A 13,429-nucleotide genomic window follows, 5' to 3' on the forward strand; every position below is an offset into this window, starting at 1 on the left:
CTACTGCGCCGCGCCTCGGAACGCTCGGCGGTAGGCGTGCGGACTGGTGCCGACGAGGCGCTTGAACCGATCGCGAAACGTCGTGGACGAACCGAATCCGACCTGCCCGGCGATCCGTTCGACCGGGTGGTCGGTGGCCTCCAGGAGGTGCTGGGCCCGCCGCAGTCGGGCGCGGTTGAGCCATTGCAGGGGAGTGGTGCCGGTCTGCTCGCGGAAACGGCGGCTGAGGGTCCGGGAGCTGAGCGCGGCGCGGGCGGCGATGGCGTCCAGCGTGAGCTCCGTGTGGGAGTTCTCCTCCAGCCAGTGCAGCAGCGGCTGCAACGACGCCCCGTCCGGCGCGGGTTGCTCGTGCACGATGAACTGGGCCTGACCGCCGTCGCGCTCCAGTGGCATCACCGAGAGACGGGCTGCGTCGGCTGCCACCGCGGAGCCGTGGTCGTTGCGAATCATGTGCAGGCACAGGTCCAACCCGGCTGCGGCTCCGGCTGAGGTGAGCAGCTGACCGTTGTCGACGAAGAGAACGTCGGGGTCAACGTCGACCCCGGGGTGGAGCCGGGCGAGCTCCGCGGTGCCCAGCCAGTGGGTGGTCGCCCGCAACCCGTCGAGCAGTCCGGTGGCGGCGAGAACGAATGCACCCGCACAGATGGAGGCGATACGGGTTCCGTCGGCGGCGGCTGCGCGTATCGCGTCGAGGACCTCCTCTGGGACCTTGTCGGCCAGGGGATCGGTGCCGGGCAGGATCACGGTGTCGGCGACGGCCAGCGCCTCCAGTCCCGCGGATGCGCGCAGGACGAAGGCTCCCGCGTCGACTTCCTCGGTCGGCGCGCAGACCTGGACCCGGTAGGCAGGGCGCCCGTCGGGGAGCCTGGCACGACCGAACACCTCGACAGGAGCGGACAGGTCGAACGGGACGACCCCGTCCAGTGCGAGGACGACGACGGTGTGCATGGCGATAATCTAGCAACCGCTCGGTTCCCGTCACGCGGGGGAACGCGAAGACACCCACGAAGAGGCCCGCTTCTCCCGAAGCTCCCGCCGGGCGCAGAGCATCCCGCGAGTAGCTGCGTGGCCAGAAGTTCTTCCCCCGGCCCCATTACGCGCCCGGTCGGGCACTGGAAGGAGGCCCCGGCCAAGGCCGAGGACTGGCGGCACGCGGCCGGCCCCTGTCACGGACGCGCGGGAACAGGCACATGCCGCACGGGTCAAAGAGCCGCCAATACGGGGTTCCATCAACAACCGTGTCATCAGCCGTGAGACAGAGGTGGTCGCCCTCGTCAGCCGCCTCGCCGCTCGTCCACCGGCGCGTTTGGCAGATCGGCGGTGCCCGGCGCGGCTCGTAGCGGTCAACGCGGACGCGTCTGCCCTCTCTCTCCACGGAAGAGGGAACACCGCTGTCACTGCGCAGGCTTGGGGAGACAGGCCGGGCCAGGGACGCTCTCCATGTCATGGGCCTGCACATGATGGCCGTGGTCACAGCGTGTCTGGGCCTCGACGCGCGCACCGCATCCACGGTGTCGCACCAGGACGGTCGGACCCTCCGGGGCCGCGCGGTAGCGGTCGCCCCACTGAAGGAGCCCCATCACAGCCGGCACCAGGTCCATGCCCTTGGGGGTGATCACGTACTTCGGTCGGCTGCGCGAACCTGGCTCCTTGTAGGTCTCGGTTACCAGGATCCCCTGCTCGACGAGCATTCGGAGCCGCGCGGCGAGGAGGTTGCGAGGACAGCCGAGGACTCGTTCGAAGTCGCTGAAGCGGAACGAGCCGTACCAGACCTCGCGCAGGATCAGGATCGTCCACTTCTCGCCGACGATCTCCAGAGTCCGCGCGATCGAACAGTTCGACGCGTCCCGGTCGAGCCGAGGGGCCACCGCACTTTCCATGCCGGATTCCATCCACGCGTCCATGGGGAGAGACTCTACCCGAGGCTGAGTTTATTTTTATATACTCAGCTAGTGTCGTCGGCGTCGGACGCGTGGCCTGAGCACGACCCTCGGGGCCGCTCTCGTTCCCTGCCGACACGACTCGCATGCGCGTGCATGAGAGGCATCGACCCATGCTCCGGACATGGACTGAAGAGGCGGGGCGTCATGCAGGGTTATGTGCTGACCGGGTACGGGAACGCCGATGTGATGCAGATGCGGGAGGTCCCGGAACCAACCGTGGGTCCGGGAGAGCTGCTTATCGACGTGCGCGCCGCAGGCCTGAACCCCCTCGACTCCAAGCTGCGCCGGGGCGGCCTGAAACCGCTGCTGGGACTCAAGCTGCCCCGAGTGGCCGGGAACGAACTGGCCGGAGTCGTGCGGGAGGCCGGAGCGGGCGTTACCGGCTTCACCGCTGGGGACCGGGTGTTCGCCAGGGTGACCAAGCTGAGCCTGGGGGCCTTCGCGCCCCGCGTGGTCGTCCCCGCCGACCTGGCCGCGAAGATGCCCTCCTCCCTCGATTTCACCGACGCCGCGGGGCTGCCGCTGGCGGGTCTCACCGCGCTCCAGGCACTGCGCGACGAACTCGACGTGCAGCCGGGACAGCGGGTATTCGTCTCCGGTGGTGCCGGGGGCGTCGGAACGCTCGCCATCCAGCTCGCCACCTGGATGGGGGCTGAGGTCGCGACGACCGCCTCTGCCCAGGGCGCGGATCTGGTGCGCTCACTGGGCGCGAAGACGGTCATCGACTACAAGGAGCAGAAGTTCGCCGAACACCTACGCGACTACGATGGCGCCCTGGACCTGATCGGTGGTCGGGATCTGACCGACATCTTCACCATCCTCAAGCCGGGGGCCAAGGTGGTCACCATCGCCGGGACACCCGAGCCCGTCACTGCCCGCAAGGATCTGGGCCGAGGATTCGGGCTTTCCGCCCTGCTGTGGCTTGCGAGCGCGAAGCTTCGACGCCAGGCTCGGGCCCACCGCGTCGTCTACCGGTTCCTTTTCATGCATCCCAGCGGACCCGACCTCGCCCTGCTGGCCCGCCTTGTCAACGAGGGTCGCCTGAAGGCCGTCACCGACCGTGTCTTCCCCTTCGAGGAGATCGCTGACGCCTTCGTCCACCTGGACCGGGGCCGAGCCAAAGGCAAGGTCGTCGTTCGCATGACCACCTGATCCCCCTGGAAATCCGGGCGTCACATGGCGCAGAGCGACGGCCCCGAAGCTCCCCACGGGTTGCTTTGCCCCTGGCCGTGACTTCGGAGAAGTTCCGATCAGTCGTTGAGGACGACGACGGACTCGGCCAGGGGGTGGTGGGGCGCCTGATGGGGGAAGCCGTTCCGCGATGACCTCTTCATGGACCTGAACATGGAGGACCTGCGCGCCCTGGAACAGGGACGCCGCGCCGTGAGCGCGCGGATCGCCCGACCGGACCCGTCGGCCTGATCCTCGCCAAGAACAAACGCAAGGCACCCCGCTACGACGCCGACAAGACCCTCAAGGCCATCGGCAAGCCCGGCAGGCCCGGGGTAGGCCGAAGAACAATCTCAGGCGGGTGGCCAGTTGCAAAGGGCTGCGTCCGCGACCCGTTGGAGTTCGTCGCGGGTGGCGCCCGCGGCCGCCTGGACTGCGATTCCGTTCGCCATGGTCATGAGGTAGCGGGCGAGGGTGTCCGGGTCGGTGCCCGCGGGCAGGTCGTCTTCGTCGATGGCGCGTTGGAAGCGGTCACGAAGATGTGCCCGGTTGCCGTCGCGCCACGCAGCGAGCATGTCGCAAGCGTTCTGTCCGAGGTGGCCTGCGGCCAGGATGCCCTGGACGCCGAGGCATCCGGCCGGACGGCTGTCCTGGGTCGAGGCACGGACGGAGCCGGTGAGATAGACGGTGGCCACCTCCCGGGCGGTGGGCTCCTGTAGTGCTCGGATGCTGTAGGAGGCAGTGTCCTCGGCGTAACGTTCCACGGCCTTTCGGAAGAGGTCCTCCTTGTTGCCGAAGGCCGCGTACATGCTGGTCTTGGTGATTCCCATCGCGCGGGTCAGGTCGGTGAGGCTCACGCCGTCGTAGCCGTGCTCCCAGAAGACGACCATGGCCCGCTGTAGGGCCTCATCGGTGTCGAACCCTCGCGGCCGGCCGATCGGCGCCCTGTGTATATCTTCCACGCTCCGCATCATACCCCTTCTGTACCGAGTGGACCGGAAGTGCTACAGTCCATTTCTGTACCGATTGGAACATAAATAGGGAGAGGTCACTCATGGGAACACTCGAAGGCAAGACGGCTGTCGTCACAGGCGGCGGAACGCGGGGAATCGGCCGGGCCACCGTTGCGCGGCTGGTGGCCGAGGGGGCGCACGTGTTCATCACCGGTTGACGTGAGGCCGAGCTGAAGGAGGCGGTCGAGTCCATCGGCTCCGCGGTCGTCGCGGTGCCTGGCGACATCACCGACACGGCCGACCTGGACCGGCTGTACGACGCGGTACGCGAGCGGGGCCGGGGCCTGGACGTGCTGTTCGCCAATGCGGCCACCGCCTCGTTCGCGACGCTGGAGCAGACCACCGGCGAGGACTTCGACCGCGTCTTCGAGGTCAACGTCAAGGGCACGCTCCTGACCGTGCAGAAGGCGCTGCCACTCCTCAACGACGGCGCCTCGGTCATTCTGAACGCCTCCACGGCCGCCGACCGCGGCACACCGGCGTTCGGCGCATACGCGGCGTCCAAGGCCGCTGTCCGGTCTTTCGCGCGGACCTGGGCCAACGAACTCAACAGCCGGGGCATTCGCGTCAATGCGGTCTCGCCCGGGCCGATCGACACCTCCGGCATAACCGAACTCGTCGGCGAGGAGGACTCAGCCGCTTTCAAGGCGAAGCTCGGTGCCGAGGTCGCGATGGGCCGGATCGGGCGCCCGGAGGAGGTCGCCACCGCGGTGGCTTTCCTCGCCTCTGCGGACAGCAGCTACATGATGGGCGCCAACCTCTACGTCAACGGTGGCGCGAACCAGATCTGATGCGGCCGCGCGGCTCGCCTGCCGCTCCGCCCGGGGGATCGATCCCCAGAAGGCGTTCAGGTACTTCCTGGAGACACCGGGCACAGGAGGATTCGAGCCTTGGTCGCGAAGGCCACGCGGGATGCGGCGGGAGGGCATGTGCCCGGTGGCACGGAGGCACCGGGCACCGACGAGCGGCGGACGCTCGGGGCACCCCGCCAACCGGTTCTTCAGAGGGAAACCCGTGTTGTTCCCTGCCGCCGCGATGCGTCGGCAGGGAACCCGGTTACGGCCGCAACCGCCACAGTGACGTCGTCTCGGCTGCCCGGGCCCGATGCAGTGCGTCGTCCGCGTCAAAGGCGCGCGGGTGCCGGGGTTTGGTGTCGATGCGGTCCACGACGCGGAGACCGGCCTGCTCGAATGCGGAAAGCAGTTCCCCGTGCGGCCGCAGCCCAAGGTGCTCGGCGAAGTCGGACAGGACCAGCCAGCCCTCGCCCCCGGGTTCGAGGTGGTCGGCGAGTCCGTCGAGGAAACCGCGCAGCATCCGGCTCCGCGGGTCGTAGACCCCCTTCTCGATGGGGGTGCTCGGCCTGGCGGGGACCCAGGGCGGATTGCACACGACGAGCGCGGCACGACCGGCGGGAAAGAGATCCGTGCACCGCGCCTCGATCCGGTCGTCAAGGCCCAGGGCGCCGATGTTCTCCCGGGCGCAGGCCACCGCACGCGGGTCGATGTCGGTGGCGATCACCCGGCCCGCGCCGCGTTCGGCGAGGACCGCGGCGAGCACTCCGGTTCCCGTCCCGATGTCGAACGCCGTGAACCCGGCTCCCGCCGGCAGCGGCGCTGTGGCCACCAGATCCACGTATTCACCTCTGACCGGGGAGAACACTCCGTAATGAGGGTGGATCGGCTTGCCGAGTGCGGGAATCTCCACTCCTTTGCGGCGCCACTCGTAGGCGCTGATCACGCCGAGCAGTTCCCGCAGGGAGACCACCACTGTTGCGTCGAGCGGGCCGTAGACCTGTGCGCACGCCTTTCGCGCGTCGGGGGCCCTGCGCAGCGGGACCCGGTGGTCGGGGTCCAGTTCCACGAGCACCATGCCGAGGGTGCGGGCTCGCTGGCCGCGGGAGTGGCGGTGCAGGTGGAAGGTCTCCGCAGGGGTCGCGCCCTGCCGGGGCGGTTTGCGGTCGTGGCGCCGGGTCATCACCTGAAGCAGTTGGCGTGCCCCGGGGAAGGTGCCGCGCCACAACAATGCGGTGCCTTCGCACACCAGACGGTAGGCGGTCTCGGCGCGCATGCGGTCGTCGGCGATGACGACCTTTCTGGGTGCGGGCTGGCTCTCGGAGCGCCATTCGGCGTCGTGCTGCTCGTCGGCTTCGCTCCAGTGGACTCGCGGCATGGGGGCTCCTAGGGGATCGAACGTGGTTGAGACACGAAGATCACGCCTACGCCGAGAGCGTGTGCCGGCGCTGGAAGGTGGTGGACCTCAGATGATGGCCGGCCCCCGTGACGGCGTGTGAGCCGGACGGCCGCCGAGGGCCATCGTCCGCCTTCGTCCGGGATTCATCCCGCCCGGACACGACAGCGCCTCCGGGGCATCCACTGGATGATAGACCACCCGAGGATGACCGGGGACGGGCTAATCGGCCGCGGCATCGGCGAGCGCGCGAAACACCAGTGCGGTGGAGACCGCGCCCGGGTCCTCGTGGCCTTGGCTGCGTTCACCCAGGTAGGAGGCACGACCCTTGCGCGCGGTGAGGGGGATGGTGGACCGGGCTCCCTTTTCTGCCGCGTCTGCTGCCGCGGCGCTGGCGGCGGGAAGCCCGCTACCGGCTCGCAGCGCCGCGGCGAACGCCTCGACCGCCGGCGTGAACGCGTCCACCATGGTCTTGTCCCCGGGCACGGCACCGCCGAGTTTGCGCACCGCCTCCAGTCCTGCGGTGAGCGCCTGGAGCAGCTCGCCCGGCATCGGCTCGACCCCGTCGAGCGTTTTACCGGCCGCACGCAGCGCCGACCCGTAGAGGGGACCGGACGCACCGCCCACCGTGGAGATGAGCGTGCGTCCCGCAAGCGTCAGCGCCTCACCCGGAGCGCTCGGAGACGATCGGGTGAGCGCCGCGGTGACGGCCACGAAGCCACGGTGCAGGTTGCTGCCGTGGTCGCCGTCGCCGATGGCGGAGTCGAGCCGGGTCAGCTCGTCGGCGTGCTCGCGCACACGCTCGTCCACTGTCCTGAGCCAGGAAAGGACGAGGTCGGTGGTCACGGTGTCCATCGCGTCTTCTCCTCGCATGTGGATCCTTCACCCTCCCCAGGTCAGGCCGGGCGTGTGCACGGGAGCGTCCCAGAGTTCGATCAGCCGTTCGTCGGCACGGCAGATGGTGAGGGACGCGCCTGCCATGTCCAGACTGGTCACGTAGTTGCCCACCAGGCTGCGGGTGATGACGACTCCGCGCTCTTCCAGCAGTGCCGCGATCTCGCCGAAGAGCAGGTAGAGCTCCAGCAGGGGAGTGGCTCCCATCCCGTTGAGCAGGACGATCGTGGGGTCGGCCGAGGACAGGGGCAGGTCTTTTAGGACGCTGTCCACGAATCGGGCGGCCAGGTCGCGGGCCGGCCTGATCGTCTCGCGGCTGCGCCCGGGCTCGCCGTGGATCCCGACACCGACCTCGATCTCGTCGTCGGCGAGGTCGAATCCGGGCCGGCCCGCCGCGGGGGTGGTGCCGGCTTCCAGCGCGATCGCGAAGGAGCGGGAGCGCTCGTTGACGAGCCGGGCGACATCGGCGACCGCCGCCAGGTCGGCTCCCTGCTCGGCCAGGGCACCGGCGATCTTCTCCACGAACAGCGTCGCGCCCGTGCCGCGACGCCCCGCGGTGAAGGTGGAGTCGCGCACCGCGACGTCATCATCCACCAGGACGGTGGCGATCTCGATCCCGTCCTCGGCGGCCAGTTCCGCCGCCATCTCGAAGTTCATGACGTCGCCGGTGTAGTTCTTGACCACGAAAAGCACCCCGGCTCCACCGGAAACGGTGGCCACGGCGGCGAGCATCTGGTCGGGCACCGGGGAGGTGAAGACCTCACCGGGACACGCCGCGTCCAGCATCCCCGGCCCCACGAACCCCCCGTGGAGGGGCTCATGGCCGGAGCCGCCTCCCGAAACCAGGGCGACCTTGCCGGCCCGGGGACGCTCGGCACGGGTGATCACCCCCCGTTCCACGTCCACGCAGAGCCGGTCCGGGTGGGCCGCGGCGAATCCGAAGAGTGCGTCGCGCACCACGGTGTCGGGGCTGTTGATGAACTTCTTCATTGATCCTCCTGGCGGAAGTCGCCTGGTGAGCGCGGTGGACGCTGGCGCGGCGACGGCTTTGACCTACCCGGCCGACCACCGCGGAACGCCTCCGCGAAGAAAGGAAAGTCCGCGAGTAGGGTCAGCTGACATGACAGCCACAGTCGGAGTCGTCCTGGTCTCGCACAGCGCCGAACTCGCCCGGGGGCTCGCCGCCCTCCTGGGCGCCTTGGGGACGGGGGCGGTCACCGTCGAGGTCGCGGGAGGCACCGACGACGGCGGGCTCGGTTCTTCCTATGCGCTGATCGAGCAGGCCGTGGAGCGGGCGAATGGCGGCGCCGGCGTGGTCGTGCTCGCCGACCTGGGAAGTTCCGTCCTGACCGCTCGCATGGTCCTGGAGGATTGCGCGGACCACTCGGTCGTCCTGGTGGACGCTCCGTTCGTCGAGGGTGCGGTGTCGGCCAAAGCCACCGCGGAAGCCGGGGCGGACCTGGCGACGGTGGTCGCCGCGGCGGAGGAGGCCCGTGGATTTCACAAGCTCTGAATCCGCCATCGACAGTTCCGATGCCGTCGAGGCCGTCGCCGTCCGGGGCGCAGTAGGACAATAGTCCGTTGAGCCGTCCACACCGGTGCGGATACCGGCCGGGATTTTCCGGCCGGAGAAGTCCGCGCGCGCGATCACCACGCCCCTGCCCGCCTGGGTGCGCCGAGTCGAAGCTTCGCCGTGGCGCGTGGGGCTGGGCTGTCCCTTGTCCGTGGATTCCCCGGTTCCGGTGCACGGGGGCGGAGCGAACCCGTCGGCCCTCTCCTGCGCGGTCGGCCCTGACGTTGCCGCGCCCTTGCCGGGCCCGCCGCCGACCGGTGGGCAGTCCACGCACCCTCAGTGCGGATATGTGTTTTGAAGCCTTCCGAGCGCGCGTTCGCTGCCGCCCGCCTCAGGCGGAACGCTGGGGCTCCGCTCGCTCCGGTTCCCGGACCTCGTTCAGCGCCGAGCTGGGAACACCGAAGAGCCGGTCGAACGCCCAGTTGTAGGCGAAGGTGAAGAACGGGATGTAGACGATGAACACCAGGTCCAGCACAAACGCCTGCGTCAGCGTGATCTCCAGCCACCACGCGATGAGCGGGACCAGGAAGCACACCAGGGTCATCTGGAAGCCCACGGCGTGCAGGACGCGCCGGCGCACGGTGCGCGTGCGGTCGCGCTGGTGCCGCTCCCATGCCTCGAACAGGTAGTTGAAGGCCAGGTTCCACACCGTGGCCACACCCGTGAGCATGAGCGCCAACGGCCCCGTGGTGGCCGGTGACTCGCCCGTCAGCAGTGTCATCACCACGGTGCCCACCGCGAGTCCCAGGATCTCGTAGCCGCCTACGTAGACCAGCTTGCGCTTTACACCTTGCACAGCGCACACTCCCGTTCCGTTGGTCAAGGAAGGCAGACGCTATATTCAGGTGTGTTGACTAGAAAAGTCAGTTCCTTTCAGAAAAGTTGACAGGTGCATGTCCCTCTCCAGTGATGGCATCGAGTTGTTCCTGGCCGTGGTCAACCACGGCTCCTTCTCCGGCGCGGCCCGCGCGCTGCGCCGGGTGCCGTCCGCGGTGAGCATGGGTATCGCCAACATCGAGGCCGAACTCGGCTACCCCCTGTTCGACCGGTCGCGCCGCGAGGCGGTGCCCACCCCGCAGGCGCTGGCCCTGGTGCCCCACGCACGCTCCGTCGTCAGCAGGCTGCGGCTGTTGCAGGTCCACGCCGTGGAGTTGTCGCAGGACTTGGAGAGCACGCTCACCGTCGCCGTGGCCTCCGGCGTTCCGGACCAGGACCTGCTGGAGGCTCTGGCCCGGGTCGGCTGCCGCTACCCCCTGCTGCGGGTGAACCTGCTCCGAATGCCCCAAGACCAGGTCCGGGAAATGCTGCACCAGGAACGGGCCGATCTGGTGCTGCTGGCCGTATCCCCGGACGTGGACCGTGAGGAGGCCTTCACCAACGTGACCGACGTGCTTTTCGTAGCGGTGGCTTCGGCCACCGCGGACACACACGGTCTCCCCGCCGACCTGCGGCGTTTGGAAGACCTCGGCGCCAGCCGCCAGATCGTGGTCGCCGGCCCCGACGACGCGGTCGCCGAGCGTTGACTCCTGGTCTCCGACGCCCGATGGCACGTGGACTCGGTGGAGGCCGCGTTGGGGCTCGTGGAGCGCGGAGCGGGGTGGGCCAACTTGCCCTTGGGAGCGGTTCAGGTCGCGGTCTCGGCCGGAAGGGTGAGGGTGTTGGAGTTCGACAACCTCAGGAACGGGGTGGCGATGCCGGTGTATCTGGTGTGGCTGCGCAGAAAGCCGGTGCGCCGGGCCGCAGGGGAGGTCATCGGGCTGATGTGTCGCGACCACCGCTGACCGGACGCCGAAACGTCCCGGGGGCAGGTGCCGGGTCGGGCATCGCGTTGTCCTCGGTCCAGGTCTGGCGCCTGGTCACGGCCGGGTAGTCCTAGCTCGGACACCGGGGAGCAAGTAACCCACCGGTAGGTTCCGGAGGCTCCCCCTTTGCGGCGGGCGGCCGGGTCTCGGCGGACGGGTCCGGTCGGCGCCGGTTCGCCGGTGAGCATCCATCCCCACGTCGTCAGCGAGATCCGGTAGATCCGCGCGGAGGACTTCACGATGCCTGCGCCGGTGCGGTAGCGCTCGACCGCCGCGGTGCACGACGCGGGCGGGGCGGTCACCGGTTCGATCCTCATGCCCGCCCCGCCCTTCCGGCACCGCCGCAGTAAATGCGCACACCTCGCCCCGGCGGCCGGCTTGACCCGCCGCAGGTCGCGGTGATCACCGTAGGGCTCCGCAGCAGTAAATCCGGCATTTACCGCCGCAGTTACGTCCGGTCCGCCGGTCTCGCGGGCTTCTGCTCGAAACCGGTTCTACTGTGCGGTTCGGCGGGAGGGGGTGTCAGTGCCCGTTGCGATGCCGTCTTGGTGGCGTGGTCATCCGTCGAGGAAACGCAATAGCTCGGCGGTGACGAACTGAGGGTTCTCCTGGACGAGCCAGTGCCCGGCGTTCGGCACGTCCACCGCCTGCACGATGTTGGTCATGCGCGGGTTGACTGTGCCCTGGATCGCTTCGAGTTGCCCTTGGGCGGCCATGAGCAGGGTCGGCGCATCGACCGGTGCTGCTGCCACAGTGTCGCGGACGTCTTCGTCGAGGGCCCGGTAGAGGTCGAAGCCGCCCGACAGGGCCTTGGGCCGACTGTAAGTTCGTGCGTACTCGTCGATCTCGGCGTCGGTGAACGGGGACTGGTCGGAGGTGCCGCCGAACGCCGTGCCACCGAAGGAGACCTGAGGATAGAACAGTGCCAGGTACTCGCGGACATCATCATCCACGACCGCCTCGGGGACTCGTTGCTGGGAGTGAAAGGCGATGTGCCAGCTCAGCGAGCGGTAGGTGCTTGCATCGATCGCGGGCCCGGGCAGCGGCAGGTCGAGGTAGCCCAGGCGTGCGGTGTCGTCGGGGAATTGGCTGGCGTACTGGAATGCCACTGCGGCGCCGAGATCGTGCCCGATGACACGGGCGTCGCGCACCCCGAGCTGATCGGAGACCAGCTTGTGCACGTACCGTGCCAGCGTGGCTTTGTCGTAGCCGGTCGGTGAGCCGGTGCTGTCGCCCAGTCCGGGAAGGTCGATGGCGTAGACGGTGTGGTGCTCGGCGAGTTCCGGCATGATCGGCCACCAGCCGTACCAGGTCTGTGGCCAGCCGTGTATCAGCACGACCGGTGTGCCGCTGCCGCCGGTCACGTAGTGCATACGGACGCCGTTGACGTCGGCGAACTCGTGTCGGAAGGTGTCTTTGAACCGGGGATCGTCCTGGGTGGCGGCGGAGTGGGCGGGAACATCGCCGCCGGCTGTCGGCGTGGAGGCGGGAGTGGAACAGGCTGTGGTGGCGATAGTGAGCAGGAGGGTGAGCAGGAGAGCGAGCACCACGGTTGCCGCCGTGTGCGCGGAACGGGGGGAGCGGCGTGGCAATGGCCGTGGTTCTGTGATCATGTGTTTCAGTCCTGGAGAGGGTGGGTCAGCGGCCGGTCGTGCCGTCGATGAGTTCGCGGAGGATGTCGGCGTGGCCCGCGTGCCGGCCGGTCTCCTCGATCAGGTGGGTGAGTGCCCAGCGGATGCTGGGAGCGGGGCGGTCCGGCCGGGGGCGGGGGACGGGTGCGCCGAGATCCGCGCACCCGTCGAGAACGTCGTTCGCGCGCTCGACCGCGTCTCGGTAGCGGGCGACGACATCGGCCACGCTGTCCGCCGGCGCGGCGCGGAACGTCGCCTGCCAGTCGGTGACGTCGTCCCCGAGGAACATCGACCGCTCGACGTACGTCAGGTGGTTGAGCAGGCCGAGCAGGTTCGTGCCCGACGGCACCGCGGCTGTTCGCACCTGCGGCTCGGGGGCGCCGTTGACCTTCATGGCGATCGAGGTCCGGAGGTAGTCGAGAAAGCCGCGCAGGACCTCGATCTCACTGCTTCCGGTCCGGGGCGGCGGGGTGTCGCCACGGCCGTTGCGGCGTGTGGTGCTGGGCAACAGTGGTCGCCTTTCTTTATTGGGGGCCTGCCGCCGTGTCAGGCGGTGCGGCGGATGAGGAGGACGTGGTCGATGACCTCGGCGGTGTGCCCGCCTGGTCCGGTCGCGATCCGGCGGGGGGCGTCGGCCCGCTCGACCGTCCATGTCTCCGGGGCCAGATCGATACCGGCGGCGACCTCCCGTGGGCTCGGGAACCGGGTGCCGGCGTCCTGATTCCACGACCACGGCGCGACCGAGCCGTGGTTGACCACCAGCAGCCGCCCGCCCGGGCGCAGTGCGTGCGCGGCCGAGCGCAGGACGGTTACCCGGTCCAGGTCGCCGGGGGTGTGCAGGTAGTGGGCGCAGATCAGGTCGAACCCGCCGGGCGGGAAGGACCCGTGCAGGTCGTGTTGCACGGTGGTGACGCGGTCGCCCAGGCCGTGTGAGCGGGCGAGGGCGGCGAGCCGCTCGACCGCCACGGCTGAGATGTCGGCGGCGGTGACCTGCCACCCCTGGCCGGCGAGCCACAGCGCGTCGCCGCCGTCGCCGCATCCGAGGTCCAACGCGTCACCGGGCGGCAGGCCCGTCACCGTCTCGGTGAGGCGAGCGTTCGGCTGCGGGTCGCCGGCTGCCGGTCGGGCCGCGTAGATGCCGTCCCAGAAGGCGACCGCATCGGTGGTGCTCATATCGGTGGTGCTCATCAAGACTCCTTGTGTCAGCAGGAGCTCA

13 protein-coding genes and 1 pseudogene are annotated in these 13,429 nt (G+C 69.2%); 4 read left to right on the top strand and 10 right to left on the bottom strand.

Annotation, left to right across the window (positions count from 1 at the left end):
• Both AC0VYP_RS12255 and AC0VYP_RS12260 read right to left on the bottom strand, forming a co-directional pair.
• Window positions 1–948, bottom strand: a complete 948-nt coding sequence (locus AC0VYP_RS12255) for a GlxA family transcriptional regulator (protein ID WP_475469721.1) — start codon at window positions 946–948, stop codon at window positions 1–3.
• 446 nt (window positions 949–1,394) lie between these two features.
• A complete protein-coding gene (locus AC0VYP_RS12260; protein ID WP_475469723.1) occupies window positions 1,395–1,880 on the bottom strand; it encodes a winged helix-turn-helix transcriptional regulator in 486 nt (161 codons plus the stop codon).
• A 207-nt stretch (window positions 1,881–2,087) separates the two neighbouring features.
• On the opposite strand from AC0VYP_RS12260, the gene AC0VYP_RS12265 reads away from it, so the two are divergent.
• Entirely contained in the window at window positions 2,088–3,095 is a 1,008-nt protein-coding gene (locus AC0VYP_RS12265) for an NADP-dependent oxidoreductase (RefSeq protein WP_475469725.1), read from the top strand.
• 371 nt (window positions 3,096–3,466) lie between these two features.
• On the opposite strand, the gene AC0VYP_RS12270 is transcribed toward AC0VYP_RS12265, so the two are convergent.
• Window positions 3,467–4,084: a TetR/AcrR family transcriptional regulator gene (locus tag AC0VYP_RS12270; protein ID WP_475474238.1), complete on the bottom strand. Its 618-nt coding sequence runs from the start codon at window positions 4,082–4,084 to the stop codon at window positions 3,467–3,469.
• Window positions 4,085–4,296: 212 nt separating this feature from the next.
• Here AC0VYP_RS12270 and AC0VYP_RS12275 point away from each other — a divergent pair, with 212 nt between their 5' ends.
• Window positions 4,297–4,917 carry an SDR family NAD(P)-dependent oxidoreductase gene (locus AC0VYP_RS12275; RefSeq protein WP_475474239.1) on the top strand — a complete coding sequence of 207 codons (621 nt, stop codon included), beginning with the start codon at window positions 4,297–4,299 and terminating at the stop codon, window positions 4,915–4,917.
• Window positions 4,918–5,182: 265 nt separating this feature from the next.
• On the opposite strand, the gene AC0VYP_RS12280 is transcribed toward AC0VYP_RS12275, so the two are convergent.
• The 3 genes from AC0VYP_RS12280 to dhaK form a co-directional block, all read right to left on the bottom strand.
• The gene (locus tag AC0VYP_RS12280) at window positions 5,183–6,295 is read right to left on the bottom strand and encodes a N5-glutamine methyltransferase family protein (RefSeq protein ID WP_285759816.1); all 1,113 of its coding nucleotides are present in this window, start codon (window positions 6,293–6,295) and stop codon (window positions 5,183–5,185) included.
• A 240-nt stretch (window positions 6,296–6,535) separates the two neighbouring features.
• The gene (gene dhaL, locus AC0VYP_RS12285) at window positions 6,536–7,186 is read right to left on the bottom strand and encodes a dihydroxyacetone kinase subunit DhaL (RefSeq protein WP_285759817.1); all 651 of its coding nucleotides are present in this window, start codon (window positions 7,184–7,186) and stop codon (window positions 6,536–6,538) included.
• A gap of 9 nt (window positions 7,187–7,195) precedes the next feature.
• Entirely contained in the window at window positions 7,196–8,197 is a 1,002-nt protein-coding gene (gene dhaK / locus AC0VYP_RS12290) for a dihydroxyacetone kinase subunit DhaK (protein ID WP_285759818.1), read from the bottom strand.
• Between the two features lie 130 nt (window positions 8,198–8,327).
• Between dhaK and dhaM the strand changes: the two genes are divergently transcribed.
• A complete protein-coding gene (gene dhaM, locus AC0VYP_RS12295; RefSeq protein WP_285759819.1) occupies window positions 8,328–8,720 on the top strand; it encodes a dihydroxyacetone kinase phosphoryl donor subunit DhaM in 393 nt (130 codons plus the stop codon).
• A gap of 391 nt (window positions 8,721–9,111) precedes the next feature.
• Here dhaM and AC0VYP_RS12300 read toward each other — a convergent pair whose 3' ends face one another.
• Window positions 9,112–9,576: a PACE efflux transporter gene (locus AC0VYP_RS12300; protein WP_285759820.1), complete on the bottom strand. Its 465-nt coding sequence runs from the start codon at window positions 9,574–9,576 to the stop codon at window positions 9,112–9,114.
• Between the two features lie 97 nt (window positions 9,577–9,673).
• Between AC0VYP_RS12300 and AC0VYP_RS12305 the strand changes: the two are divergent.
• Window positions 9,674–10,561: pseudogene (locus AC0VYP_RS12305) on the top strand (LysR family transcriptional regulator).
• A gap of 578 nt (window positions 10,562–11,139) precedes the next feature.
• On the opposite strand, the gene AC0VYP_RS12310 reads toward AC0VYP_RS12305, so the two are convergent.
• The 3 genes from AC0VYP_RS12310 to AC0VYP_RS12320 are packed head-to-tail and all read right to left on the bottom strand — an operon-like array spanning window position 11,140 to window position 13,401.
• Window positions 11,140–12,195, bottom strand: a complete 1,056-nt coding sequence (locus tag AC0VYP_RS12310) for an alpha/beta fold hydrolase (RefSeq protein ID WP_475469728.1) — start codon at window positions 12,193–12,195, stop codon at window positions 11,140–11,142.
• A gap of 25 nt (window positions 12,196–12,220) precedes the next feature.
• Window positions 12,221–12,721, bottom strand: a complete 501-nt coding sequence (locus AC0VYP_RS12315; RefSeq protein WP_475469730.1) for a DinB family protein — start codon at window positions 12,719–12,721, stop codon at window positions 12,221–12,223.
• 38 nt (window positions 12,722–12,759) lie between these two features.
• Window positions 12,760–13,401, bottom strand: coding sequence for a class I SAM-dependent methyltransferase (locus AC0VYP_RS12320; protein WP_475469732.1), 642 nt, complete (start codon window positions 13,399–13,401; stop codon window positions 12,760–12,762).
• Window positions 13,402–13,429 lie beyond the last annotated feature (28 nt).

The organism is Nocardiopsis sp. iso_186 (assembly GCF_056173365.1).

What these genes read in the sequence shown, in the direction of transcription:
- AC0VYP_RS12255 (WP_475469721.1), bottom strand. Translation starts at nt 948, where the DNA reads ATGCACACCGTCGTCGTCCTCGCACTGGACGGGGTCGTCCCGTTCGAC.
- AC0VYP_RS12260 (WP_475469723.1), bottom strand. Translation starts at nt 1,880, where the DNA reads ATGGAAAGTGCGGTGGCCCCTCGGCTCGACCGGGACGCGTCGAACTGT.
- AC0VYP_RS12265 (WP_475469725.1), top strand. Translation starts at nt 2,088, where the DNA reads ATGCAGGGTTATGTGCTGACCGGGTACGGGAACGCCGATGTGATGCAG.
- AC0VYP_RS12270 (WP_475474238.1), bottom strand. Translation starts at nt 4,084, where the DNA reads ATGCGGAGCGTGGAAGATATACACAGGGCGCCGATCGGCCGGCCGCGA.
- AC0VYP_RS12280 (WP_285759816.1), bottom strand. Translation starts at nt 6,295, where the DNA reads ATGCCGCGAGTCCACTGGAGCGAAGCCGACGAGCAGCACGACGCCGAA.
- dhaL (WP_285759817.1), bottom strand. Translation starts at nt 7,186, where the DNA reads ATGCGAGGAGAAGACGCGATGGACACCGTGACCACCGACCTCGTCCTT.
- dhaK (WP_285759818.1), bottom strand. Translation starts at nt 8,197, where the DNA reads ATGAAGAAGTTCATCAACAGCCCCGACACCGTGGTGCGCGACGCACTC.
- dhaM (WP_285759819.1), top strand. Translation starts at nt 8,328, where the DNA reads ATGACAGCCACAGTCGGAGTCGTCCTGGTCTCGCACAGCGCCGAACTC.
- AC0VYP_RS12310 (WP_475469728.1), bottom strand. Translation starts at nt 12,195, where the DNA reads ATGATCACAGAACCACGGCCATTGCCACGCCGCTCCCCCCGTTCCGCG.
- AC0VYP_RS12320 (WP_475469732.1), bottom strand. Translation starts at nt 13,401, where the DNA reads ATGAGCACCACCGATATGAGCACCACCGATGCGGTCGCCTTCTGGGAC.